The sequence below is a fragment of the Pseudoduganella sp. HUAS MS19 genome, from assembly GCF_053615455.1.
On record NZ_CM132133.1, the window covers coordinates 2370538 to 2396445 of the forward strand.

The following is a 25908-nucleotide window of genomic DNA, read 5'->3' on the forward strand; positions in this document are numbered from 1 at the left end:
AATATGACTGACAAAATGACGCATGCCAACCCGAGCAAGAACCGCACGCCGCGCCACCGCGCCCGCGAGTTCGCGCTGCAGGGCCTGTACCAGTGGCTGCTGAACAATGAAGACGCGACCAAGGTCGTCAACAATATCCGCGGCGCCCACGGCTTCGACAAGGCGGACGGCGAGTATTTTGCCGACCTGCTGCGCGGCACCATCAAGCAGTCGGTCGAGCTGCGTGAAGTGTTCCTGCCGCTGGTCGACCGCGGCATTGGCGAGCTCTCTCCGATCGAGCACGCCGTGCTGCTGATCGGCGCTTATGAGCTGAAGAACCACATCGAAATCCCGTACCGCGTCGTCATCAACGAGGCGGTGGAGCTGACCAAGTCCTTCGGCGGCATCGATGGCCACAAGTATGTAAACGGTGTGCTGGACAAGCTGGCCGCCCAACTGCGCGCCGACGAAGTCGCCGCCGACAAGAAGCGCTGATTCTTCACATCTGCTTCACGCCTCCGGGCGCAGCATGTCTCCTGGACAAGCGGGCGAAAAATGGGGTACGTCCCCATTTTTCGATTCCATTTTTACCAGGAGAAATCAATGATCAAGCAGTTCATGCGCGCCGCCGCCTGGCTTGCCGCAATCCTCGCCTTGCTGGCCGCCTCCGGCTACGCATACTTCCTCAGCTTTGAACTGGACCGGCAGCCGCGTGCGAATCCCCAGGCGCGGCCGGCCGATCTCGCCTGGCTTGCGGCCGCCCCGGCTGCGTCGCGTGGCCGGGTATTGGCCGTCGTGTCGAGCGCAGCGTACTTTCCGGATGGCCGCAAGAAGGCTGGCTTCGAGCTGACCGAGCTGGCGCGCGCCTATTATGTGTTCCAGGCCAGCGGGTACGAGGTCGACATCGCCTCGCCGGCCGGTGGCCGGCCTCCCGAGCGTATCGATGCGGACGATATGGGCGACGCCGACTACGCCTTCCTCAACGATCACGCCGCGCAACGAAAGCTGGAAGCTACCCTGCCGCTGGCCGGCGTCGATCCGGCCCGCTACGCGGCGGTCTTTTTTGTCGGCGGCAAGGGCGCCATGTTCGATTTTCCGGACAATGCCGATGTGGCGCGCATTGCCTCGGCGATTGCGGCAAGGGGCGGGGTGGTCGGCGCAGTCTGCCACGGACCTGCTGCCTTGTTCGGCGCGCGCAGTCCGGATGGCGGCAGCCTGCTTGCAGGCCGCCGCGTGACGGGCTTCACGAATGACGAGGAATTGTTCCTGATGAAGGATGCGCGCCAGCGCATGCCCTTCATGCTGGAGGATCGCGCCCGGGCCATCGGCGCCCGCTTTGCGGCTGCGCCGAAGTATGTCGGCCACGTGGTGGTGGACGGAAAGCTGGTAACCGGCCAGAATCCGTGGTCCACCTGGGCCACGGCGGAAGCGATGGTGAGCGCCATGGGCGCCACGCCGGCTGCGCGGCCGCAGACGGCAGAGGAGCGTAGCACGCTGGCGCTGGCGGCGTATTACAACAGCGGCCTGGAAGCGGCGCGCGCAGAGCTCCGGCAAGGCAAGGGCTTTGATAAGATGTTGGTGCTGATGCACGCCTTGGTGGCGGGCATGCAGGGCCGGGTGGGCGATGCATTCCAGCTGCAGCGCCTCGCTAAAGGATAAGGATGCCGCTGAATATACTCGTCGTCGAAGACAATCAACTGCTGGCCCGTAACCTGGCCGATGCCTTCGGCGGCCATGGCCATGCGGTGGACTTCGCGGCGAATGGCGAGCATGGCCTGTCGCTGGCACTGGAACACCCCTACGACGTGCTGGTACTGGACCTGGCGCTGCCGGGCATCGACGGGCTGGAGGTTTGCCGCCAGTTGCGTGCCCGCCTGCCGCGCCGCCTGCCGGTACTGATGCTCACTGCGCGCGATACGCTGCAGGACAAGCTGCAGGGCTTTGACGCCGGAGCCGACGATTACCTGGTCAAGCCTTTCGCCATGGAAGAACTGTTGGCACGCTGCCAGGCGCTGGCCTTGCGGCACAGGGACTACGCGCTGGAGGTAGGCGGCCTGCGGATCGACCGGCGGGCGCAGGCGGTGACACGCGCCGGCCTGCCGGTACGGCTGCAGCCCGCCGCCTACCAGTTGTTGCTGGCGTTGGCCGAGGCGCATCCCCGCGTGATGACGCGCAGCGAACTGACGCAAGTGCTGTGGCACGACGACCCGCCCGATTCGGACGCATTGCGCAGCCATTTGTACCAGCTGCGGCAGGCGCTGGACAAGCCGTTCGCCCGGCCCATGCTGCTGACGGTGCATGGTGTCGGCTTTCGCCTCGATGCCGCCCCATGAAAGCCGGACATAGCCTGCGCCGCCGCCTCGCTGCGGCCTTTGCCCTGATCGCCCTGTGCACGGCGCTGCTGTTTTCCGGCTTCGCCGTGGTGTTCATGTATGCGCTGGAGGACGAGTTCTTTGCCAACCTGCTGGCGCAGGAGACTGCGCACCAGCAGGCCAGCTGGCAGGAATCGTCCGCGCTGGCCGTGCCGCTGCGGCCGTATGTCAGCGTGCACCGCGGCCTGGCAAGCTTGCCGCCGGACCTGCGGCGCCAGCCCGGTGTTGCGCGCGGTGGCGAATTCTTCGGCGACAGCGGCCGTCATTACCACGTGCGCCAGCTCGCATTGCCTGCGGCGCCGGCGATGCTGCTGGTGGCGGAAGTCAGCAGCGAACTGCTGGTCCGCCCGCGCTTGCCGCAGGTCCTGGGCTTGCTGGGCGGATCCCTGCTGCTGCTCCTGGCGCTGACGCTGGGCTTGGGCTATTGGCTGGCCTGGCGTGCCACGCGTCCCTTGCATGCGCTGGCGCAGCTGGTCGGCAGCGCTGCCCCAGGGAGCCTGCCGCAAGGCTTCTCCGAAAGCTATCCACGCAACGAGATCGGCGCGCTGGCGAGGGCGCTCGACGATGCCATGGCGCGCACGGCCGCCTTCATCGAGCGCGAACAGCATTTCACGCGCGACGCCAGCCACGAGTTGCGCACGCCGCTGGCAGTGATCGAAGGGGCCGCCTACCTGCTGGCCGAGCAGCCAATGCCTCCGGTCGCGGCGCAGCAGCTGCAGCGCATCCGCAGTGCCGCCACCCATATGGGGCAAACCGTCGATATTCTGCTGGCGCTGGCGCGCGAAGACCTGGAGCAGGGCGCCGGCTTGCCGGCGCCGCTACCGCCAGTGCCGCTGCTGCCCCTGGCCGAGAGCACCGTGGTGCAGCTGGCGCACCTGCTGGATGGGAAAGTGGTGAGCGTCGAGGTGGACATCGGCCAGGACGCGCATTTCTGTGTGCCGCGGCCGGCACTCGCCGTCGTTCTGTCGAATATCGTCAGCAACGCTTTTCAGCACACGCGTGAAGGGTGTGTGCGAATCAGTTTCGGCGGCGGGAGCCTGTCCGTCAGCGATGAGGGTCCCGGCGTGGAGGAGTCGATCCGTACGCGTTTGTTCGAGGCGGGCGTCAAGGGCTGCAACAGCAGCGGTCATGGCCTCGGGTTGTCGATCGCACGCCGGCTGGCGGAACGCATCGGGCTGGAGCTGGCCCTGGCCCCGGGTGAGCATGGCGGGACGGTCGCCAGGCTGGCGCCGCGAAAATAAAAATGCCACCCGGGGGTGGCATTGTGTGCGGGCCGGTGGCGATTACAGGCCGGCCAGCTGGTCTGCGCTGATTGGCTTGTCGGCCTGGGCCACGGTGGTCGGGGCTTCTTTCGGCTTGGCCGGGGCTGGGGCAGGAGCGGCGGCAACCTGTTGCGGCGGGGTGATGTAAGGCACCTTCTTGCCGGCAGAAACCTGCTTCAGGCGGGAGTATTCCGCCAGGACGCGCGAGCCATAGCCGTCATCGGTTTCGAAGGCGGCAGCGCCGACGTAGTATTTCAGGCCGGCTTCAACGGAACCGCCTTTGGCTACGTAATCCTTCAGGATCAGGGCGCCAACGCGGATGTTGGCCACCGGGTTCAGCGCAGCCTGCACGCCGCCCATGTCCTCGAACTTATCGGTGTGCACCTTGGACATGACCTGCATCAGGCCTTGCGCGCCCATCGGGCTTTCCGCGAACGGGTTCAGTCCCGATTCGATCGCCATCACGGCCAGGATCAGCAGCGGATCGAGCTTGATTTCGCGAGCGGTCAGGTAGGCGGTGGAGACCAGCATATTGGTCGCATCGCCAGCTACACGGTAACGTTTGGACAGCCAGTTGGTGACGGCAACCTGCTGCTGCTTGGAGCCTGCCAGTTCTTTGTCCTCGGCGGCAGGCCGGGTTTCTGCAGTTGCGACAGCCAGGCCTGCCGGACGCACCGCTGGCGCTTCCATCAGCTCGGACAGTGGAGGCGCAACCACCACTTGCTTAGGCACCGGCTGCTCGCCACGCAGGGCGTGGGCCAGGTCGGTCGCCAGTTCAGGACGGGCAACCATGGCGCAAGCCATTACCAGTGCAGCGATACCCAGGAGGCTCAGCATGGACTGAGCGGCGGTCAGCAGGCCGCGTGCCGAAATGCTCTGCGTGGAAATCCACGCGGCGGGCTGGCGAGCCCACAGGCGGGTGCTATCAAGCAACCCATTGAATCGATTGTTCATTCAGAACTCCCCTGAAATGTAAGAGTCAAAACGCGTCCCCGCCGCGTTAAAACGCGGTCAACTCGACGTGCCATAGTCGTTACATCAGTGTTATCTTCGTCCACCGCCGCACAGGTCGCACGGGACTGGACGCCATCATTGTTTGCTAAAGCTGGCGATTTTGTTGGGCCAGTTGCAACACAACTTGTTCCGGGAGGGAGGCAGACGCCTCGTGAAAAACACTCCTTAAAATGTCTGTGGAGCCCGGATGCTCCGTGAATGTAATGAGTGACAACTTAGTTGGCATATAGGCCATGTCCTCATCAGGTAGGTCAAATTGTAGGAGGCGTATTATATCTAGTCAATACTAACACTTCCGTTCTTTATTACTTTTGAGTATGATTTTCTCGTGAACACATTGACAAAAACCAATAAAATCAACGGCTTGACTAAAAGTGCTCAGACGGCTCGTCCGGAGCAAAAAAATCGTAAAAAGTATGAAATACCGCGATCTTCGAGATTTTATTTCCCAGTTGCAAGGCATTGGCGAACTTAAGCGCACAAGCTTGCCTGTTTCACCACACCTCGAAATGACGGAGGTCTGCGACCGCACCCTGCGCGCCGGCGGGCCGGCGATCCTGTTCGAGAAGCCGGCCGGTTTCGACATGCCGGTGCTGGGCAACCTGTTCGGCACCCCGCGCCGCGTGGCGCTGGGCATGGGGGCGGACGATGTCGGCGAGCTGCGCAAGATCGGCCACGTGCTGGCGCAGCTGAAGGAACCCGAGCCGCCTAAAGGCTTCAAGGACTTGATGGGCCTGGGCTCCCTGGTAAAAGCGGTGTGGGACATGTCGCCCAGAGAAATGCGCGGCGCGCCTTGCCAGGAGATCGTCTGGGAAGGCAACGATGTGGACCTGGGCCGCCTGCCGATCCAGCATTGCTGGCCGGGCGACGTGGCGCCCTTGATTACATGGGGTCTTGTTATCACCAAGGGCCCGAACAAGAAGCGCCAGAACCTGGGCATCTATCGCCAGCAGGTAGTGGAGCGCAACAAGGTGATCATGCGCTGGCTGGCGCATCGCGGCGGCGCGCTCGATTTCCGCGAGCATTGCATCAGGAATCCGGGCCAGCCTTATCCGGTTTGCGTGGCGCTCGGCGCCGATCCGGCGACCATCCTCGGCGCCGTGACGCCGGTGCCGGACAGCCTGTCGGAATACCAGTTCGCAGGCCTGCTGCGCGGCAGCCGCACCGAGCTGGTCAAGGCGATCGGCAGCGAACTGCGCGTCCCCGCTTCGGCGGAGATCGTGCTGGAGGGGCATATCTACCCGGACCAGAACCATCCGTCCGGCTACGAGCATGGCCTCGAAGGGCCGTACGGCGACCATACCGGTTATTACAATGAGCAGGACTGGTTCCCGGTCTTCACCATCGACCGCATCACCATGCGGCGCGACCCGATTTACCACTCTACCTATACCGGCAAGCCGCCGGATGAGCCGGCCGTGCTGGGCGTGGCGCTGAACGAGGTGTTCGTGCCGCTGCTGCAGAAGCAGTTCAGCGAAATCACCGACTTTTACTTGCCGCCGGAAGGCTGCAGCTACCGCATGGCGGTGGTGCAGATCCGCAAGCAGTACGCCGGCCACGCCAAGCGCGTGATGTTCGGCGTGTGGAGCTTCCTGCGCCAGTTCATGTATACCAAGTTCATTATCGTGGTGGACGAGGACGTAAACATCCGCGACTGGAAGGAGGTGATCTGGGCGATAACGACCCGGGTTGACCCGACCCGCGACACCACGCTGGTCGACAATACGCCGATCGACTATCTCGACTTTGCATCGCCGGTCAGCGGCCTGGGCAGCAAGATGGGCATTGACGCCACCAATAAATGGCCGGGTGAAACCAGCCGGGAGTGGGGCACGACGATCGCCATGACGCCCGAGGTGAAAGCCCGTGTCGATGATATTTGGCAGCAGCTAGGTTTATAGCCTATAATTGCGCCCGGGCGGGCCCCTGCGCATTGTGGCACGGTTAACCTGGTCAGGTCGGGAACGAAGCAGCCAAAGCTGTTCACCGCAAGTGCCGCAGATCAGGCTCGCCTCTTTGAATTCATGAAAAGCTGCCACTGGCAGCTTTTTTATTGCCTGTTTGTTGCGCAAAAGGCAAGCGTGCAATCTTGTCCTCAGCGTACGCTATCTACGGTAAAATCGCGCACATGTCCTATCAAGTCCTCGCTCGCAAATACCGTCCCCGGAACTTTGAAACGCTAGTCGGCCAGGAGCACGTTGTCCGTGCGCTGACCCACGCGTTGCATACCGGGCGCCTGCACCACGCCTACCTGTTTACCGGGACGCGCGGTGTCGGCAAGACGACGCTATCCCGAATCCTGGCCAAGTCGCTCAACTGCGTCGGCCCGGACGGCAACGGCGGTATCACGGCCACCCCGTGTGGCGTGTGCGAGGCTTGTACCGCGATCGATGGCGGCCGCTTTGTCGATTACGTGGAGATGGACGCGGCGTCCAACCGCGGTGTCGATGAAATGGCGCAGTTGCTGGAGCAGGCGGTGTACGCACCGTCCAATGCGCGCTTCAAGGTCTATATGATCGACGAGGTGCACATGTTGACCAACCACGCCTTTAACGCGATGCTGAAGACGCTGGAGGAACCGCCGGAGCATATCAAGTTCATCCTGGCGACTACCGATCCGCAAAAGATTCCCGTCACCGTGCTGTCGCGCTGCCTGCAGTTCAACCTGAAGCAGATGCCGCCGGGCCATATCGTCGGCCACCTGGAAAATATCCTGGGCCAGGAAAACGTGGTGTTCGAGCAGCCGGCCTTGCGCCTGCTGGCGCAGGGCGCGCACGGTTCGATGCGCGATGCCTTGTCGCTGACCGACCAGGCGATTGCCTATGCGGCCGGTGCCGTGACGTTGGATGCGGTACAGGGCATGCTGGGTGCGTTGGACCAGTCCTACCTGGTGCGCCTGCTGGACGCGCTGGCCAACAAGGATGGCGCGGACCTGATGGCGGTTGCCGATGAAATGGCGACACGCTCACTGTCCTACAACGGCGCCTTGCAGGATCTGGGCACCTTGCTGCACCGGATCGCGCTGGCGCAGACCGTGCCTTCCGCGGTACCTGCGGACCTGCCTGAGTATAACGATATCGTGCGACTCGCTTCGCTGTTCGATGCGGAGGAAGTGCAGCTGTATTACCAGATTGCCGTGCACGGACGCAATGAGCTGGGGCTGGCGCCGGATGAATATGCCGGCTTCTCCATGACCCTGTTACGCATGCTTGCCTTTCGGCCCGGTATCGGCGGGGCAGATGGCCAACCGGCCAGCGCCCCTGTAGCGGCGCGTCCGGCCGGCGCGAATCCGGCCCGTGCGGCTGCCGCAGCGGCCATGGCGGCCAGTGCCGCAACGGCTGACCGCATGAGTGTTCCGGTCGGCCAGCCGGCGCCTGCTGCCGCTGCACCGGCCGTGCCGCCTGCACCGCCGGTCCAGCAAGTCGCATCCGCAACCGCTGCCGCTGCCAACGCCGCCAGTGCATCGCACCTGGCCAGCGTTCCAGCCGGAGCGCCGGCTTCCGCTGCACCGCAAGCACCTGCCAATGCCGCCGGTGCGCCGGTCGCTGCGCCGCAAGTCTCTGCGCCAGCCGCCGGCGCACCAGCCGCCGTGCCTCACGGTTCCGCACCGGCCGTCAGCGCACCGGCGCCTGCGCCGCAAACCGGTTCGACTGCCGCCGTTTCGCCAGCTTCCGCGCCTGCAGCTGCACCGGCCCAAGCCGCCGCACCGGCGCCGCAGCCGGCGCCTGCAGCCGACAGCCGCCCGATGAGCCCAGCGAAGATGGCCATCACCGCGGCATTGGAAGCCGCGCGCGCCGCAGCCGCTGCCCGTACCGGCCAGCGCGCCGCGGCGCCGGCACGTCCGGCGGCAGCACAGCCAGACGTGTCCGCGCCTGCACCGGCCGCCGCTGCCCAGGCGATACCTGCCGCGGCGCCGCGCGCCGCAATGCCGTCCGCGCCGGCACCGGCACAATACCAGGCGCCTGCCGCGCCAACCGTATCGCGTCCAGCACCCTGGGAAGACGATCCGGCCCCCAACGCAGCAGCCGCGCAAACCGGCGCGCCCTGGGACGAGCAGGGTGGCGGCGCCACCGTAATGGAAGCTCCGCAGCAAGTACAGCAGCGCCGCGCTGCGCCGGTAACGCAGCAAGCGGAAGAGGACGACCTGCCACCCTGGGTAACCGACTTCTCCGAAGACTCCGCAGTGCCGGCCGGCGCCGAGCATATTTCCGGGATGTCGCAGGCGGCGCCGCAGCAGCGCGCTGCCGCGCCAGCCAAGGCGCCATACGAATACGTCATCACGCCGGTTCCTGAACTGGGCTGGGACGGCAACTGGCCGGCGCTGGCCGCCCACCTGCCGCTGCGCGGCGTGGCGCAGCAACTGGCCACCCAGGCCGAACTGGTAAGCTGCGCCTTCGACGGCAATATGGCCGTGTTCCGCATCCGCTGCCCGATCGAAACCTGGGCTACGCCGGCCAACGTGGAAAAACTGACCTCCGCACTGACCGAACGCTTCGGCCGTGCGGCTCGCGTCGAGACCGAAATCGGCAAGGCCTGGTACACCACCAGCGTCGAAGCCCAGGTCCATCGCGACAACTGCCAGCGTGCGGCCGAAGAAGCAGTGGCGGCCGATCCATTTATCAAAGCAATGGTGCGCGACTTCGGCGCCTTCGTCGTGCCCGGCTCGATCGTGGCGCCGATGACGCCAGCGCACTGAACCAATACTCAACACCGAAATACGGAGAACCACACCATGATGAAGAACCAACTGGCCGGCCTGATGAAGCAAGCGCAAGCCATGCAGGACAACATGAAAAAGGCGCAGGAAGCGCTGGCCCTGATCGAAGTTGAAGGCCAGGCCGGCGCCGGCATGGTAAAGGTCGTCATGACCTGCAAGAACGACGTGAAGCGCGTATCGATCGACCCGTCGCTGCTGGGCGACGACAAGGACATGCTGGAAGACTTGGTAGCCGCCGCCTTCAACGACGCCGTGCGCAAAGCCGAAGCGACCGCTTCTGAAAAAATGAGCGGCCTGACCGCCGGCCTGCCGCTGCCGCCTGGCTTCAAGATGCCGTTCTAAACCACCATCATGTTCATCATCACGCTCACGTACCTGAAACCGGCCGAGGAGATCGACAAGCTCCTCGCGGCGCACAGCGAGTACCTGCGCGAGCAATATGCCAACGGTATGTTCCTGATGTCTGGACGCCTGGTGCCGCGCACTGGCGGCATCATCCTTGCCACGGCCGACAGCCGGGCCGATATCGAGGCGGTGATCGAGCTGGACCCGTTCAACGAAGCGGGTGCCGTCAGCTACACGATCACCGAGTTCGTGCCTACCAAGACGGCCGATTTCCTGAGCGCCTTCAAGCAATCCTGATCCAATGGCGAAGTCCTTTGAATTTTTGACGGAGGCGCTGCGCCGATTGCCTGGTGTCGGACCCAAATCGGCCCAGCGCATGGCTTTTCACCTGTTGCAGCATGACCGCGAAGGCGCCGCCATGCTGTCGCGCGCCCTGTACCAAGCGGTGGAGCAGGTGCACCACTGCGCGCTGTGCAATACCTTCACCGAGACCGACATCTGCGACACCTGCGCCGACGAGTCGCGCGACAGGCGCCAGCTGTGCGTAGTCGAAACGCCGGCCGACCAGGCCATGATCGAATCCACGCTGACTTACAAGGGCCTGTACTTTGTGCTGATGGGCCGTCTATCGCCGCTGGACGGCATCGGCCCGAAAGACATCCATCTCGAAAAGCTGCTGGCGCGAGCCGCCGATGGCGTGGTGGAGGAGGTGGTGCTGGCGACGAACTTCACCAACGAAGGCGAAGCGACGGCCCACTACATCAGCGAAATGCTGAAAGCCCGCGGCCTGGCCGTGACCCGCTTGGCGCGCGGCGTGCCGGTCGGCGGCGAACTCGAATATGTCGATGCCGGCACCATCGCCCGCGCCATGTTAGACCGCCGCAGCACCTGATCCCGCGCACGCCAGCATCCGGCTGATGGCATCCTGCGGGACGGGGCGGCCGAGCAGGTAGCCCTGCGCCATGTCGCAGCCGTAGTGCTTCAGCAAGTCGAGTTGTTCGGGCGTTTCCACGCCTTCCGCTACCACGATCATCTTCAGGCCGTGCGCCATGGCGATGATGGCGCGTGTAATGGCGGCATTCTCGCTGTCTTGCGGCAGGCCGCTGATGAAGCTCTTGTCGATCTTCAGCGCTCGCACGTCAAAGCGTTTCAGGTAGCTCATGGACGAATAGCCGGTACCGAAATCGTCGATCGACAGGAACACACCGATGCCGCGCAACTGTTCCAGCGTGGCCAGCGTGGCGAGGGCATTATCCATCAAGGTGCCTTCGGTCAGTTCCAGCTCCAGCAGGCTGGGGTCGAGGCCGGTGTCCTGCAGCACGGACAGCACGATCTGCGCCAGGTTTTCGTCCTTGAACTGGCGTGCTGAGAGGTTGACTGCCATGCGCACCGGCTGCTCGCATTCGCGCTGCCAGGCGCGGGCCTGGTTGCAGGCGGTACGCAGTACCCATTCGCCGATCGGCACAATCAGACCGGTTTCCTCCGCCAGCGGGATGAACTCCGTGGGCGGGATGATGCCGTGTTCGGGATGGCGCCAACGTATCAACGCCTCCACGCCGACGATACGGGTGGTGGGCACGTCCACCTGCGGTTGGTACAGCAGGTATAGCTCGTTGTTCTGCAAGGCCTTGCGCAAGCCGACTTCCAGCTTGACGTGGCTCATGATCTGCATCGTCAGCGAGGAGCTGTATAGCTTGGCGTTGTTCTTGCCGCAGTTCTTGGCGTGGTACATGGCCGTGTCAGCGAACTTGAGCAGCGAGGTGCAGTCTTCGCCGTCTTCCGGATAAAGCGAAATGCCGATGCTGGCAGTGACGAAGATTTCATGGCCGTCCAGGTTGAAAGGCCGGCGCATGGCGTCCTTGACCCGATGCGCCACGGCCAATGCGTCGTCCACCCGTTCGATGTCCGGTAGCAGGATGGTGAACTCGTCGCCGCCCAAGCGCGCCAGGCTGCACAGGTGATCGCCTGGACGGATGGTCTCGCGCAGGCGCTCGGTGACGATCTGCAGCAGCAGGTCGCCGATGTTGTGGCCAAGCGTATCGTTGATGCGCTTGAAGGAATCCAGGTCCATGAACAGGATGGCGAACTTGCGTTGTTCGCGTTGCGAGCGTTCCAGCTCGCGCTCAAGGGTTTCGAGGAAGGCCTGCCGGTTGGGGATGCCGGTCAGGCTGTCGCAGTAGGCCAGCTTGCGGATCTGCTCCTCGGTGCGTTTGCGCTCACTGATATCGCGTACCAGTCCCAGGACTTCGCCGGATGCGGTGCCGACCAGGCGCGCTTCAAAATGGTGGCTGACGCCGTCGCGCGTCAATTCGTAATCGACCGAGTGCACGGAAACGGAATGCAGCACTGCCGACAACTGGTCCAGCATGCGGCTTGCGATTGGCGCGGGCAGCACGTCGCGGATGTGCCGTCCCACGCATTCGCGGCTGGCGAAATCGGCGCCGGGCTCATGGCCTTCTTCGTAATCGAGGTAGTAGCCGTCGGCACTGAGGCGAAAGAACGTGTCGGGAATAGCCGCCAGCACGGCTCGGTTATGGGCGTCGGCAATGCGCAGGCGGGCGATGGCGTCGCTGGCGCGCAGCACGTACAGCACGCGGTGGCCGAGAATTGGCCAGTTGATGGGCTTGGAGACGAAGTCGGTGGCGCCGGCTTCGTAGGCTTGCGTGACGGCTTCCAGGTCGTCGCCGCCGGTGACCATGATGACGGGAACGTGGGACGAGCTTTCCAGCTTGCGGATGGCGCGGCAGACCGAAAAACCGTCCAGCAGCGGCATATCGACGTCGAGCAGGACCAGATCCGGCGCGTTGTCGCGAAAGCTTGCCACGGCTGCGCGGCCGTCGCTCGCTTCCACTGCGTCGAGCCCGACCTGGGCCAGCATCTCCAGCATCAACAGGCGCATGACAGGGTCGTCATCCGCCACCAGCACGGTGCCGCGTTTGGGGGAATAGAGCGCTGCCATGATTTCATGCTCCCTTCGGCAGGATGAGGCTGAGCGAAAGCCGGACTGACTGGAATTCACGCTCCAGTTGCGCAATCAGCTCTTTCGCACCGTCGGTCTGCCCGGCGCGGGCCATTTGTTCCAGGTCCCTGAACAGCCTGGCCAGCCGATCGGCGCCGACGTTGGCGCTGCTGGATTTCAGGCTGTGGGCGGTCTTGCGCATGGTGCCTGGGTCGCTTTGTGCGACCGCTTCGTGCAATGCTGCGAGTTGGCGCGGTGTGTCTTGCAGGAAGGTGGTAAGCACGCGCTGCACCAGTAGCTCCCCTTGTTCCGCACTGAGTGCACGGATGGCGTCCAGCGCCAGTGGATTGATGGCCGCCGCTTGCGCAGCTGCCGGAACCAAGCCTGCATCGGCCGGGCCGAATGCAGGAGGGGTGGGCGCCTTGCCGATGCCCTGAGCGCTTGCCTGCGGCGCCTGGCCCGACGCGGCGCGCACAGCGAGAGCGCGGGATATCGCACTGGCAGGGCTGTGGTGACCTGTCGCTGCGGTATGCGGGGCGGCGGCGTGGGCGGCTGGCGCATCGGGTGCCCGCGTTGGACGTGGCAGGGCTATCCAGCGGCCAAGCGTGTCGGCCAGCGCCTGCTGCGAGAAGGGCTTGCTGATGTAATCGTCCATGCCCGCCGCCAGGCAGCGCTCGCGATCCCCTTGCAGCGCGTTGGCCGTGATGGCAACGATCGGCGTGGTGCGCGCGCGGCCGCGCTGCTGCTCCAGACGGCGGATTTCGGCAGTTGCGGCCATGCCGTCCATCACCGGCATCATGCAGTCCATCAGCACCAGGTCATAGTCGCCTGCCCGAACGGCGGCCAGCGCCTCTTCGCCGTTGGCAGCGCAGGCCACTTCCATGCCCAGGCCACGCAGCATGGCCGACGCCACCTCCACGTTGACGGGATTATCTTCCGCCAGCAGGGCGCGCGGTCGCTGGCCAGGACGCGGGCGCGGCGACGCCTGCGCCGGCGATGCGCCGGCCAGCGCGGCAGCCCCCACGCCTTCGGTGGCGCGCACCGGCGTCACGATGCAGTCGTACAGGTCGGGCTCGCGTACCGGCTTAATGAGCTGGAATGCCACGCCGGCAGCGCGGCGCTGCACCTGGTCCGCGGCATTGCGTTCAGAGGAAAGCAAGATCAGGCGCACCGGCGCTATATCGGGGTCGGACTTGATCTCGGCCGCCAGCGCAAGCCCGCCGATATCGTCCAGTCCCATATCCAGCAGGGCCACATCGTAGGGCCTGCCGCGTGCGGCGGCCGTGTGCAGCTCGCGCAAGGCATCGGCCGCGCTGGGCGCGCAGCTGACCTGCAAATGCCAGCGTGCCAGCAGCCGTTGCAGCGCCAGCGCGCTCTCGGCCTGGCGGTCGACCACCAGTGCGCGCAAGCCCTTGGTGGGTTTCTGCTGGAAGCCCGCATCGTCCGCATCCACGCGCCGCTTGTCAAATTGCACGGTGAACCAGAACACCGCGCCGCGCCCCAGTGCGTTGTCGACGCCGATCGCGCCGCCCATCAGCTCCACCAGTTGCTTGGAAATGGCCAGCCCCAGCCCCGTGCCGCCGTGTTTGCGGGTAGTCGAGCCGTCGCCCTGCGAAAAGGAGTCGAAGATGTGGGCCCGTGCTTCGCGCGAGACGCCGATACCGGTATCGTGCACCTCAATGCGCAGGCGCGCCGACTGCGCATCTTCCTCAGCCACCCGGACCGCGACCTTGATCCGGCCCTGGTCGGTGAACTTGACCGCATTGCCCAGCAGGTTGACGATCACTTGCCGCAGCCGGTTCGGATCGCCGCAGATCGCCAGCGGAATATTGTGTGCCACCGCGAATTCCATCTCGATGCCCTTGGCCTGGGCCTGCGGCGCAAACACGTTCTCGATATCGTCCAGCAGCTCGCGCAGGTTGAAGTTGATGTATTCGACGGTCAGCTTGCCCGCTTCCACCTTGGAGAAATCAAGGATGTCGTTAATGATCACCAGCAGGTGCTCGCCCGAACGCCGTACCATGCTGGTGTAATGGCGCTGGGTTTCGGTGAGTTCGGTGGCGGCCAGCAGTTCAGCCATCCCCAGCACGCCGTTCATCGGCGTGCGGATTTCATGCGACATATTGGCCAGGAAAGCGCTCTTGGCCTGGCTGGCCGCTTCCGCAGCGTCCTTGGCCTTCTCCAGTTGCGCCGTGCGGATACTGACTTGTCGTTCCAGCTCGCCACGGTATTGTGCCAGTTTGGTGTCGCGGCTCTCGATCTGCGCCAGCATGCCGTTGAAGCTGTCGATCAGCGTCCCCAGTTCATCGCTGCGCTGGTGCTGCACCTGGGCGTAGGTTTGGCTGCTGCTCACCTTGTCCGCCGCCGCGATCAATTGCGCTATGGGCGCCGCAATGCCTTCGCGAAAGCGCGCCGACAGCACCAGCGCCAGCCCGAACGAGCAACCGGTGGCGGCCGCCGTAATGCCAAGGTTGCGCAGGATGCCCAGCCACAGCGAGGCTTGCCCGGCCTCGATCATCACCGCCCCGATGACATGCTGGCGCACCCGCACCGGCCGGTAGAGCCGTAACAGCGGCGCCCATGGCGGGCCATCACGCTCGGCCAGTTCGCCCGACGCCAGTTGCCGCAGGCGCAGCGAATCGAGTGCCGCGGGTGCCAGTTCGCGCAGGGCCGGATAGGAGGCGAACAGTTTGCCGTTCCGGTCGAACAGGGCAGCGCGCGTGATATCGCCCTTGACCGCCAGCGCGGCCAGGGCCTGTTCGGCCGTGGGCCGGTCGGCGTAGAGCAGGGAAGCGACGCTGTTGGCGCCGATGACGTCAGCCAGGGAGGTAAGCTGCTTGCGCTCCCCGCTGGTGTGGGAAAGGATGGACGCGACGGCGAATGCCACGAACACCAGCAGCAGGGCGCTGCCGGTGGTGAGCACCGAGATGATGGTCAGTTTCTGGCTTAAGCCGGACCGTTCGAAGTTGAGCATTTTCGCCGCCGAAGGACGATTCCATCGGGCAAAGAATAAATGCTAAGAATTTCGACACTTTGATCTGGCTCTAACTTCCAGTCGCTAGCAAAAATGTCCAGTTCGGGGTCAGGAACCCAAGTGGACAAATTCTGTAACGAAATGTCCATTTTCGTTCCTGACCCCAAGGTGGACATTGCTAGCAGCAGCCGCCTCGCTTGCCGGCGCCGCCGTAGCGCGCTTCCTGCCGTTCGCGGAAGAATTCCTCGTAGCTCATCACGGGCTCACCCGGGTGGGTGCTCTCGCGATGGGCGACGTAGGTGTCGTATTCCGGCAGGCCGCACATCAGCCGCACGCTCTGTCCCAGGTAGCGGCCTGCCTTGACGATTTCGCCCAGCATGGTCTTACTTGGCCGCCGCCGCGTACTGGGCAGGGCTTTCGTTATGGGTCGGGCGGCTGGCGTTCCAGGCTGCCAGTGCGGTGCGCGCGCCGAATACCAGCACGCTGACCACGACGATCATGAAGAAGGCCGCCAGGCCTGCATCGAGGTAGTCGTTGAAGATCACCTGCTGCATCTGTTCGATCGACTTGGCCGGCGCCAGCACCTTGCCTTCGGCCAGTGCGGCCTGGTACTTCGCGGCGTGGGCCATGAAGCCGATCTTCGGATTGGCGTCGAATATCTTCTGCCAGCCGGCGGTCAGGGTGCACAGCAGCAGCCAGACGGTGGGCACGATAGTGACCCAGGCGTACCTGGCGCGCTTCATCTTGAACAGCACGCAGGTTGCCAGGATCAGCGCCACGGCGGCCAGCATCTGGTTGGCGATGCCAAACAGCGGCCACAGGGTGTTGATGCCGCCCAGCGGATCGACCACGCCCTGGTACAGGAAGTAGCCCCAGGCCGCCACGCACAGGCCGGTGGCCAGCAGGCTGGCGAACACGGAGTCGGTGCGCTTCAGCGCCGGCGAGAAGGAGCCCAGCAAATCCTGCAGCATGAAGCGGCCGGCGCGGGTGCCGGCATCGACGGCGGTCAGGATGAACAGCGCTTCGAACAGGATCGCGAAGTGGTACCAGAACGCCATCATGGCCTTGCCGCCGATGACGTTCGACAGGATATGCGCCATACCCACCGCCAGGGTCGGGGCGCCGCCGGCGCGGGAAATGATGGTCGATTCGCCCACGTCCTTGGCGGTCTGGGTCAGCATTTCAGGCGTAACGTAGAAACCCCATTGCGAGATGGCTTTCGCGGCCGATTCGGCGGTGGTGCCGAGCAGGGCGGCCGGGCTGTTCATCGCGAAGTACACGCCCGGTTCGATGGTCGAAGCGGCGATCAGTGCCATGATGGCGACGAAGGACTCCATCAGCATCGCGCCGTAGCCGATGAAGCGGGCATGGGTTTCGTTCTCGATCATCTTCGGCGTGGTGCCGGACGAGATCAGCGCGTGGAAGCCGGACACGGCACCGCAAGCGATGGTGATGAACAGGAAGGGGAACAGGTTGCCGGACCACACAGGGCCGGTGCCGTCGATGAACCTGGTCAGCGCAGGCATTTGCAGCATCGGCGAGACGATTACGATGCCCAGCGCCAGGCCGACAATGGTGCCGATCTTCAGGAAGGTCGACAGGTAGTCGCGCGGCGCCAGCAGCAGCCATACCGGCAGCACGGAGGCGATGAAGCCGTAGCCGATCAGCATCCAGGTCAGTTCGGTGCCGGAGTAGGTGAACATCGGCGCCAGGGCAGGGTTTTCCTGCACCCACTGGCCGCCGAAGATCGCCAGCATCAGCAGCACGAAGCCGATCAGCGAGACTTCGCCGACGCGGCCCACGCGGATGTAGCGCGAATAGACGCCCATGAACAGCGCGATCGGGATCGTGGCCATCACGGTGAAGGAGCCCCAGGGCGAGTGCGCCAGTGCTTTCACCACGATCAGCGCCAGCACGGCCAGGATGATCACCATGATCATGAAGGTGCCCAGCAGCGCGATATTGCCCGGCACCGGGCCCAGTTCGGACTTGATCAGGTCACCGAGCGAGCGGCCGTCGCGGCGCGTCGAAATGAACAGCACCATGAAGTCCTGCACGGCGCCGGCAAACACCACGCCGGCCAGGATCCACAGCATGCCGGGCAGGTAGCCCATTTGTGCCGCCAGCACGGGGCCGACCAGCGGGCCGGCGCCGGCAATCGCGGCGAAGTGGTGGCCGAACAGCACGTTCTTATTGGTCGGTACGTAGTCCAGGCCATCGTTGTATTTATGGGCCGGGGTCAGGCGGTCAGCCTCCAGGCCCATGACGTTTTTGGCAATGAACAGGCTGTAGAAGCGGTACGCGATCAGGTACACGCAGACGGCTGCAATCACCAGCCAGATGGCGCTGACAGGCTCGCCGCGCTTGAGTGCAATCACGCCCAGGGCGCTGGCACCCAGCACGGACATCGCTGCCCAGCCAAGTTTCTTCATAACGGGATTCATCGGGGTCTCCTCCAAGGATGAATGGCCAGTATTCAGGAATTGAATATCTGTCACAAGCGCACCACTACGCAAACACCGTCCGTATAACTACGTAGGACAAGTGCCCGGCAGCGGGCTTACAATCGCCGCATGAAGCTGCGGCAAAAGTTCCTGTTCCTGGCCATTGCGCCACTGATCCTGGCCTTGTGCGCGATCGCCATCGCGGTGCGCTACCAGGCGACCACGCTTGCCAGCCAGCAGCGCGACACCATCCAGCAGGCCTACCTGGCCAGCAAGGAAGCGGAGCTCAAACACTACGTCACGCTGGCCAACCATTCGATTGCCCACCTGGTCAAATCCGGGCGCACGGACCCGGCCACGCTGGATGAAGCGAAACGCATCCTGTCCACCCTCAGTTTCGGCGATGACGGTTATTTCTTCGTCTATGACATGCAGGGCAATTCACTGATGCATCCGCGCCAGCCGGAGCTGGTGGGCCAGAACCTGTTCATGCTCAAAGACCAGGAAGGCAACCCCACCATCCAGCGCCTGCTGGCGCGCGCGCGCGAAGGGGGAGGACTGGAGCGCTACAACTGGGTCAAGCCCTCCACCCACAAGCCGGCGCCCAAGCTGGGCTATGTGATTCCGCTGCCCGAATGGGGCTGGATGCTGGGCACCGGCATCTATCTCGATGACGTCGACGCGGCGCTGGCCAAGGTCGACGCCCAGCAGCGCGGCAATATCCGCAACACCCTGCTGTGGATGGCAGCCATTGCCGCGATGGCGCTGGTGGCCGTTGGCGTATCCGGCCTGGCGCTGAATATCCGCGAATACCGCGTGGCCGACGCCAAGCTCAAGGTGCTGGCGCAGCGCGTGGTCGAATCGCAGGAAGAGGAGAGGGCGCGCCTGTCGCGCGACCTGCATGACGGCATCAGCCAGTGGCTGGTGTCGATCAAGCTGCAGATCGAGGCCGGCATCATCCGCCTTGGCAATCCCGCGCAGCAGGACAAGGCCAGGGCAGCGTTCGAGCACACGGCGGAACAGTTGAATAATGTGCTGGGCGAAGTGCGCCGCATTTCGCACAACCTGCGTCCGGCCATCCTGGACGACCTGGGCTTGGGCGCCGCGCTCGACCACCTGGCCGCCGAGTTCCGCGTGCATATGGGCGCCGACGTGACCTTCAGCGCCACCGGCTGCACCGACCTCCTGCCGGACGTGGCCAACACGGTGCTGTTTCGCATTGCGCAGGAAGCGCTGACCAATATCGAGCGGCATGCCGGCGCCAGCAGCGTCGATATCAGCCTCGAAGGCGATGCCGAGGGCGTCACGCTGCGCATTGCCGACAATGGCAGTGGCTTCGATGCGGAGGGCATCGCCGGGCATCCGAAGCGCGGCATCGGATTACGGAATATGATGGAGCGCATGGAAGCGATCGGCGGCCAGTTCCGCATCGCCTCCTCGCCGGCCGGCACCACGGTGCTGGCGCGTGTAGACAATAAGGGCAAGCAATGACCAGGATTCTGTTGGTAGACGACCACCCCCTCGTGCGCGACGGCCTGCGCGCGCGGCTGGAAGCGATGGCGCAGTTCGAAGTGGTAGGCGAGGCAGGCAGCGCGGCAGAAGCGCTGGAAGCCGCGCGCCTATATGGCCCCGACCTGGTCCTGATGGACATCAATATGCGCGGCACCAACGGCATTGAAGCCACCGCCCTGTTCAAACGCCAGTTCCCTGCGATTGCGGTGCTGATCCTGTCGATGCACGACAAGCTGGAATACGTGACGCAGGCCATCCAGGCCGGCGCCCGCGGCTACGTGCTGAAGGACGCGCCCGGCAAGGATATCGTGGTCGCCATCGAAACGGTGATGGCCGGCGGCATTTACTACAGCGCCAACCTGGCGCAGCAACTGGCCAAGCCCATGGCGCAGGACAACCAGCTCACCAGCCGCGAGGCGGAGGTGCTGCGCCACCTTGCCAATGGCGAATCGAACAAGCATATTGCGCGCGAACTGGACCTCAGCGTGCGCACGGTGGAAACCCATCGGCTCAACATCAAACGCAAGCTTGGCATCGAAGGCCAGGCGGAATTGATCAAGTTTGCCGTACAACACGCCCAATTCGATAAATAGAGATTAGTAAAATAATCGGTAATGTATATTTACTGATACAAAATCGACAATTCGATTGCCTCCTCTACCACTAAAAAGCTGAATTTTGGGCAATTTCTGTTAGACTCGCCGAGTCTTGTAACACAGGGTGTCCGCGCGCGCTCAATGGTTGCTTTACATTAATAGACCATTTACCATTGTTAGCGTTGCCACACCGAGATTCCGATGTTTGCGTCAGACCCGAATTCGTTTCCGCTGGTGGGCATCAAGCCTGTCCTGGATACCCAAGACCATTGGGCAGGACTGGCATTTCAAATGCCGGTAGCGGCCTCGCTGCCCGCCCTGCAAGCGCTCCTGTGCTGCCCGGAATCGGAAGAACTGGGTTCGCTCGATTACTTCATTCCCCTCGCCGATCCGCTCGCACTCGATCCCGGCCAGCTCGATGGCCTGCCGCTCGAACGCATCGTCTTCACCGTGCCCGCCGCCCTGCTGGCCGACGGCGCGGTGCAACAGCGCTGCAAGCAGTTGGCCGACCGCGGCCTGCGCCTGCTGGTCGATGGCGATGCAGGCATCGCCGTTGCCCAGGCGGGCATCCGCGGCCTTGATGCCGATTGCGCCGATGCGCTGCCGGCAGCGATCTCGATGATGTCGCTGGCCGGCCCGCACCTGGCGCGCAATGCGGATGCGCTCGGCGCCGACGCATGCCGCAAAGCCGGCTTCACCCTGTTCCGCTGCGAACTGCCAAGGGTGCCGGAGCATGACGCGGGGCAGGGCGATGGCACCAGCCGCAAACGCCTGCTTGCCTTGCTTGGCCTGCTGGCCCAGGACGCCGATTCGCGCGAGCTGGAGACCCTGCTAAAGCAAGACCCGGCGCTGTCGTTCCAGCTGCTCAAGCTGGTGAATTCGGCCGCCTTCGCACCGAACAGCCACCCGATCCACAACTTCGGCCAGGCCATCAACCTGTTGGGACGCCGCCAGCTGCAGCGCTGGCTGCAGCTATTGCTGTATGCGCGCCAGCATGCGGACGGCCAGGCGAATACGTTGTTGCCGCTGGCTGCCCTGCGCGCAGCGCAGATGGAAGCGCTGTGCAAGCTGCGCGGGGGCGAACGCGATGAGCAGGACCAGGCTTTCCTGGCCGGCGTGTTCTCGCTGCTCGACGTGCTGCTGGCCATGCCGATGATCGACATCGTCTCGGCCCTGAACCTGGACCTGGACGTGGTAGCCGCCCTGCTCGACCGCAGCGGCAACCTGGGCGAGATGCTGGCGCTGGTGGAAATGCATGAACCGCAGGCGAGCGTACTGCGCGACATCGGCATCGACAACGAAACCTACTGGCGCAGCCTGTTGCAGGCCTACCATTGGGCGCTGCAGGTCAGCAGGAACGTATAAGCATGCCTGCGCCACCGGTTGCCAACTTCCTTGCCAGCAGTGCCGCCGTGTGCGACGCGGTGCTGCGCTTGCGCGGCCCCGCGCTGGTGGAGGAGCTGGGCCGCGTGGCGCGGGAAGTCACCGGCAGCCCGCACGGCCGTTTTGTGCCGCGCGATGTGACCCCGGCCACCGGCTTGCCCGGCTGGGAGCGCGGCCTGTCGCAACTGATCCAGTATGACCAGCAGTATTTCGGCCGCTTTGAAGTTTCCGGCCTCGACAGCTACACTGAAACCAGCCGGCAGAACCTGGCCAGCCTGGCCAGCCTGGCAGGCAGCGTGCTGCAGGTTCATTCGATAGCGCAGCGCACCACCCACGCCTATGTGCAAGTGGAAGCGCGCCTGCAGCACCAGACACAAATACTGGACCAGATCCACGAATCGGTGCTGACCATGGACCTGAACGGCTTCATCACAAGCTGGAACAAGGGCGCCGAGCGTCTGTTCGGCTATTCGGCGGTGGAGGCGGTCGGCCGCAACATCATCTTCCTCTACGACGACGAAGACGAAAGCCTGGGTGACGAATTCCTGGAGCAGGGTGGCCGCCTGATGGAAGTGCGCCGCAGGAAAAAGAACGGCGAAGTATTCTGGGCCAGCCTGTCGCTGTCGCAGCTTTGCGATATGGAAGACCGTTCGATCGGCCTGATCGCCTACCTGACCGACATCACGGAACGCAAGCAGGCGGAAGAGCGCATCCACCACCTGGCCTACTACGACGCCCTGACCAGCCTGCCGAATCGTTCGCTGTTGACCAAGCTGGTCGACCAGGCCATGACCGTCGCCCAGCGCAGCAAGGCGGACGGCTGTGTCATGTTCATCGACCTGAACCGCTTCAAGCAGATTAACGACACGCTGGGCCGTGCCGTCGGCGACGCGCTGCTGCGCGAAGTGTCGCAGCGTTTCCGCCTCGCCCTGCGCGACCAGGACGTGGTGGCACGCCTGTCCGGCGACGAATTCGCGGTCGGCCTGTTCGACATCCACCAGCATTACGAATCGAGCATGGTGGCCAACAAGCTGCTCTCTGCGCTGAACGAACCTTTCCTGATCGATGGCCACGACCTGCGCGTCAGCGCTTCGATCGGCATCAGTGTCTACCCGCAGGACGGTAATGATGCGGAAACCCTGCTGCGGCTGGCCGATATCGCCATGTACCGCGCCAAGCAGAACGCGTCGACGGACGGCGAACATATCGCTTTCTACAGCCAGGACATGAACAAGGGCATGCAGGAACGCATGCGCATCGAATCGGGCCTGCGCCAGGCGCTGGGCAACGGCCAGCTGCTGCTGCACTACCAGCCCAAGTTTGAAATCAGCAGCGGGAAGATCATCGGCGCCGAAGCGCTGGTGCGCTGGAAGCATCCCGAGCGCGGCCTGGTGCCGCCGGCCGAGTTCATCCCGCTGGCGGAAGCTACCGGCCTGGTGGTGCAAGTCGGCGAATGGGTGCTGGAGGCGGCTTGCGCGCAGGCGCAGGCCTGGAAGGAAAAGGGCCTGCCGCCGGTGCGCCTGGCGGTCAACGTGTCGGCGCGCGAGTTCACCTCAGCGCTGCCTGGCCGCGTGATGGAAACGCTGCAGCGCTACGGCCTCGAACCATCGTGGCTGGAGCTGGAAATCACCGAGTCCACCCTGATGCACAATATCGAGCGCGTGATCGGCATCATGGATCGCCTGACGGCGGCCGGCATTACACTGTCGCTGGACGATTTCGGCACGGGCTATTCCAGCCTGTCCTACCTTAAGCGCTTCCCGATCGACACGCTGAAGATCGACCGCTCGTTCACCACCGGGATTCCGGTCGACACCAACGACTGCGCCATTGCCAGCACCATCATCAGCATCGCGCAGCAACTGAACCACAAGGTCATCGCAGAGGGGGTGGAAACCCCTGAGCAACTGGCCTTTCTCAAGGATTCCGGCTGCGACGAAGTGCAGGGCTACCTGTTTTCGCGCCCCTTGCCAGCCCTGGAGTTCGAGCACGCGCTGCTGCGGAACTGGGCACCGTCAGAACCCGTTGCTGCCGCCGGCTGACCATGTTCCGCGCCGCCGCCCTGGCACTGCTGGTTTCTTGCCCGACGCAGGCGGCAGAGCCGGCGCGCATCAAGTTCGGTCTGCAGGACGACATCGCCCCCTTCGTCATGCCGGACCGCCAGAGCGGCTTGCTGGTTGACGTGCTGCGCCAGGCAATGGCAACCCAGGGCGTCAGCGCCGAATTCTTCTACCTGCCGATGAAGCGCACCGAAGATGCGCTGCGCAGCGGCCTGGTCGACGTTGCCACCAGCGGCAAGCCCTCGATGGCATCTGGCGGCGTGATCAGCCGCTGGCCGGTGACCAGCTTCCATAATATGGCGATCACCCGCCGCGCGGACTTGCCGCGCCTCGATTCGGTGGCTGACCTGTCCCGTTACCGTGTGACTGCCTTCAACGGCGCCAGCCGCATGCTGGGCGCTTCCTATCGCGATGCGGTGCGAGGTAACCCGCGCTACGCGGAGCCGATGACGCTGCAGTCACCGCTGCTTGTGCTGAGGCAGGTGGATGTGGTGATCTCGCAGCGGGATATTTTCAATTACTACCTGAATCGCCAGTCCTACCTGCGCGACGGCGACTTCGACCTCGTCTACCACGATATCCTCGGCAAGCCGAACGAATACTGGTTCGTATTCCGTACCGGAGAACAGCGTGACAGCTTTGAGCGCGGCGTCGCCGCGCTGTACAAATCCGGAGAAATCGACCGCATCTTCGAGCGCTACAACAAGTCCTATGGCACCTCGCGCGAATTTTTCCGGCCGCTCGACTGCCAGTTCGCCGCCGTCAAGCCCAAGCCTTGTTAGCTAGCGCGGCACGAAGCTGTCCACTTCATCGAAGAGTCGTGGGCGGCCGCGCGCCGGCCGCTCGCGAGATCGCTGGTGCTGTCGCTATCGAGCAGGCTTTGTCTTTGCCGAGGCTGCGTCCGCAGAAGCCCACTGAGAAAAAACTCCATTCTGTTTGAAATCGTTTTCACTTTTGGTGAATTTCGTAATTGCGGCGGCGAAATTCGTAACACAAACTGTGACCACAAACGTGGAGGACCACGTGGATCGAGAAAAACGAGGAGACAACAGAGTGAATCAGTACCAGCTGAAGAAAACTGCTATCGCCATCGCTACAGCCCTTCTCGCACTGCTCGCCGCCACCAATGCAATGTCCCAGGCCCAGGCTGTGGCCGCGACAGGCGCCCAGCCGGAATCCGCCTCGGTGGTGGTCGTGACCGGCCAGCGCGCGGCGCTGCAGTCGGCCCAGGCCATCAAGCGCAACGCCGACGAAATCGTGGACTCCATCGTTGCCGAAGATATCGGCAAGCTGCCCGACCGCTCGGTGACCGAAGTGCTGCAGCGCGTGGTCGGGGTGGCAATCGACCGCACCATGGCGAAGAACGGCCCCGAACACTATTCGGTGGAAGGCTCCGGCGTGACTGTCCGCGGCTTGACCTACGTGCGTTCCGAACTGAATGGGCGCGATTCCTTCTCCGCCAACGGCGGCCGGTCGCTGAATTTCGAAGACGTTCCGCCCGAGCTGATGGCCGGCGTGGATATCTACAAAAATCCTTCCGTCGAGCAGATTGAAGGCTCAATTGGCGGCCTGGTCAACCTGCGCACGGCGCTGCCCTTCGACTACAAGGGTTCCAAAGTGGCCCTGAGCGCAGACTACACGTACAACGAACTTGGCGGCAGGAAGAAGCCGGACGGCTCCATCCTCGCTTCGAACTGCTGGAAAACGCCGGCGGGCGACTTCGGCGCTTTGGTCGACCTGGCCTATTCCGAAAGCGCCACGCGCACCGATGCCTTCCAGGTCGAGCCGTATTATCCGCGCACCGACGTCGTCAACGGCAAGACCGTGTGGGTGCCCAAGGGCGCACAGTGGCGCACCCTGGAGTTCGACCGCAAGCGGGAAGGCCATTACGGTGCGCTGCAATGGCAGAAGAACTCCATGCTCAAGTCGCACCTGACCTACTTCAAATCCAAGTACCAGATGCAATGGGACGAACGCGCGATCTTCTCCCAGGCCAGTCCCTACAATATCCGTGTCAGCCCGGACGCCATATATGGCCCGAACGGCGCCCTGCTGGCCGGCACCATGACCGATCCTGCCGACGGCGGTATCAACTTCGGCGGCGATACCCGTACCGCCAAGCACAAATCGGACACCACCGACATCGGCTGGAACATCGGCCTGGAAGGGACCAACCTGACCGACGCGAAATACCGCCAACTGATGCAGCAACATACCGGAATGATGGGCCGCGCCTGGTTCGTTTCCGGCCCGCGCTATTCCATGAAAATGCGCTACTCGTTCTAAGGAGA

General features: G+C 63.9%; 20 protein-coding genes and 1 other RNA gene. 16 read left to right on the plus strand and 5 right to left on the minus strand.

What is annotated here, in order from left to right:
• Positions 1-3 precede the first annotated feature (3 nt).
• The 4 genes from nusB (at position 4) to ACWBU6_RS10880 (ending at position 3592) form a co-directional block, all read left to right on the plus strand.
• Positions 4-474 (plus strand): transcription antitermination factor NusB, encoded by a 471-nt coding sequence (nusB, locus tag ACWBU6_RS10865; RefSeq protein WP_130313202.1) that lies wholly within the window; start codon positions 4-6, stop codon positions 472-474.
• Positions 475-582: 108 nt separating this feature from the next.
• A complete protein-coding gene (locus ACWBU6_RS10870) occupies positions 583-1638 on the plus strand; it encodes a type 1 glutamine amidotransferase domain-containing protein (RefSeq protein ID WP_452648805.1) in 1056 nt (351 codons plus the stop codon).
• Between the two features lie 2 nt (positions 1639-1640).
• On the plus strand, positions 1641-2312 hold the full coding sequence (locus ACWBU6_RS10875) for a response regulator transcription factor (RefSeq protein ID WP_452648806.1): 672 nt from the start codon (positions 1641-1643) through the stop codon (positions 2310-2312).
• Positions 2309-3592 (plus strand): sensor histidine kinase, encoded by a 1284-nt coding sequence (locus ACWBU6_RS10880; RefSeq protein WP_452648807.1) that lies wholly within the window; start codon positions 2309-2311, stop codon positions 3590-3592. The genes ACWBU6_RS10875 and ACWBU6_RS10880 overlap by 4 nt, the downstream gene beginning before the upstream one ends.
• A 42-nt stretch (positions 3593-3634) precedes the next feature.
• Here ACWBU6_RS10880 and ACWBU6_RS10885 read toward each other — a convergent pair whose 3' ends face one another.
• Positions 3635-4567, minus strand: a complete 933-nt coding sequence (locus tag ACWBU6_RS10885) for a transglycosylase SLT domain-containing protein (protein ID WP_452648808.1) — start codon at positions 4565-4567, stop codon at positions 3635-3637.
• A 476-nt stretch (positions 4568-5043) separates the two neighbouring features.
• On the opposite strand from ACWBU6_RS10885, the gene ubiD reads away from it, so the two are divergent.
• From ubiD to recR, 6 genes are all read left to right on the plus strand, one after another.
• Complete coding sequence (ubiD, locus tag ACWBU6_RS10890; protein ID WP_452648809.1) at positions 5044-6528, plus strand: 4-hydroxy-3-polyprenylbenzoate decarboxylase; 1485 nt, start codon at positions 5044-5046, stop codon at positions 6526-6528.
• A gap of 16 nt (positions 6529-6544) precedes the next feature.
• Positions 6545-6643, plus strand: an RNA gene (gene ffs, locus ACWBU6_RS10895) — signal recognition particle sRNA small type.
• A 112-nt stretch (positions 6644-6755) separates the two neighbouring features.
• Positions 6756-9323 (plus strand): DNA polymerase III subunit gamma/tau, encoded by a 2568-nt coding sequence (gene dnaX, locus ACWBU6_RS10900; protein ID WP_452648810.1) that lies wholly within the window; start codon positions 6756-6758, stop codon positions 9321-9323.
• A 36-nt stretch (positions 9324-9359) separates the two neighbouring features.
• The gene (locus ACWBU6_RS10905; RefSeq protein ID WP_130313213.1) at positions 9360-9686 is read left to right on the plus strand and encodes a YbaB/EbfC family nucleoid-associated protein; all 327 of its coding nucleotides are present in this window, start codon (positions 9360-9362) and stop codon (positions 9684-9686) included.
• Between the two features lie 9 nt (positions 9687-9695).
• The gene (locus ACWBU6_RS10910; RefSeq protein ID WP_452648811.1) at positions 9696-9986 is read left to right on the plus strand and encodes a YciI family protein; all 291 of its coding nucleotides are present in this window, start codon (positions 9696-9698) and stop codon (positions 9984-9986) included.
• A gap of 4 nt (positions 9987-9990) precedes the next feature.
• Positions 9991-10581, plus strand: coding sequence for a recombination mediator RecR (recR, locus tag ACWBU6_RS10915; protein ID WP_452648812.1), 591 nt, complete (start codon positions 9991-9993; stop codon positions 10579-10581).
• On the opposite strand, the gene ACWBU6_RS10920 is transcribed toward recR, so the two are convergent.
• The 4 genes from ACWBU6_RS10920 to ACWBU6_RS10935 form a co-directional block, all read right to left on the minus strand.
• A complete protein-coding gene (locus ACWBU6_RS10920; RefSeq protein ID WP_452648813.1) occupies positions 10561-12648 on the minus strand; it encodes a putative bifunctional diguanylate cyclase/phosphodiesterase in 2088 nt (695 codons plus the stop codon). The two genes, recR and ACWBU6_RS10920, sit on opposite strands and share 21 nt — an antisense overlap.
• 4 nt (positions 12649-12652) lie before the next feature.
• Entirely contained in the window at positions 12653-15622 is a 2970-nt protein-coding gene (locus tag ACWBU6_RS10925; protein ID WP_452648814.1) for a response regulator, read from the minus strand.
• Positions 15623-15800: 178 nt separating this feature from the next.
• Positions 15801-16001, minus strand: a complete 201-nt coding sequence (locus ACWBU6_RS10930; protein WP_452648815.1) for a YbdD/YjiX family protein — start codon at positions 15999-16001, stop codon at positions 15801-15803.
• A gap of 4 nt (positions 16002-16005) precedes the next feature.
• Positions 16006-18066, minus strand: coding sequence for a carbon starvation CstA family protein (locus ACWBU6_RS10935; RefSeq protein WP_452648816.1), 2061 nt, complete (start codon positions 18064-18066; stop codon positions 16006-16008).
• A 129-nt stretch (positions 18067-18195) separates the two neighbouring features.
• On the opposite strand from ACWBU6_RS10935, the gene ACWBU6_RS10940 reads away from it, so the two are divergent.
• From ACWBU6_RS10940 to ACWBU6_RS10965, 6 genes are all read left to right on the plus strand, one after another.
• Positions 18196-19557, plus strand: coding sequence for a cache domain-containing protein (locus ACWBU6_RS10940; RefSeq protein WP_452648817.1), 1362 nt, complete (start codon positions 18196-18198; stop codon positions 19555-19557).
• Positions 19554-20171 carry a response regulator gene (locus ACWBU6_RS10945; RefSeq protein ID WP_452648818.1) on the plus strand — a complete coding sequence of 206 codons (618 nt, stop codon included), beginning with the start codon at positions 19554-19556 and terminating at the stop codon, positions 20169-20171. Before ACWBU6_RS10940 ends, ACWBU6_RS10945 begins: the two co-directional genes overlap by 4 nt.
• A 204-nt stretch (positions 20172-20375) precedes the next feature.
• Positions 20376-21539: an HDOD domain-containing protein gene (locus tag ACWBU6_RS10950; RefSeq protein WP_452648819.1), complete on the plus strand. Its 1164-nt coding sequence runs from the start codon at positions 20376-20378 to the stop codon at positions 21537-21539.
• A gap of 2 nt (positions 21540-21541) precedes the next feature.
• Complete coding sequence (locus ACWBU6_RS10955; protein WP_452648820.1) at positions 21542-23599, plus strand: putative bifunctional diguanylate cyclase/phosphodiesterase; 2058 nt, start codon at positions 21542-21544, stop codon at positions 23597-23599.
• A gap of 2 nt (positions 23600-23601) precedes the next feature.
• Complete coding sequence (locus ACWBU6_RS10960; RefSeq protein ID WP_452648821.1) at positions 23602-24399, plus strand: substrate-binding periplasmic protein; 798 nt, start codon at positions 23602-23604, stop codon at positions 24397-24399.
• Between the two features lie 271 nt (positions 24400-24670).
• Positions 24671-25903: a TonB-dependent receptor plug domain-containing protein gene (locus ACWBU6_RS10965; protein WP_452648822.1), complete on the plus strand. Its 1233-nt coding sequence runs from the start codon at positions 24671-24673 to the stop codon at positions 25901-25903.
• Positions 25904-25908 lie beyond the last annotated feature (5 nt).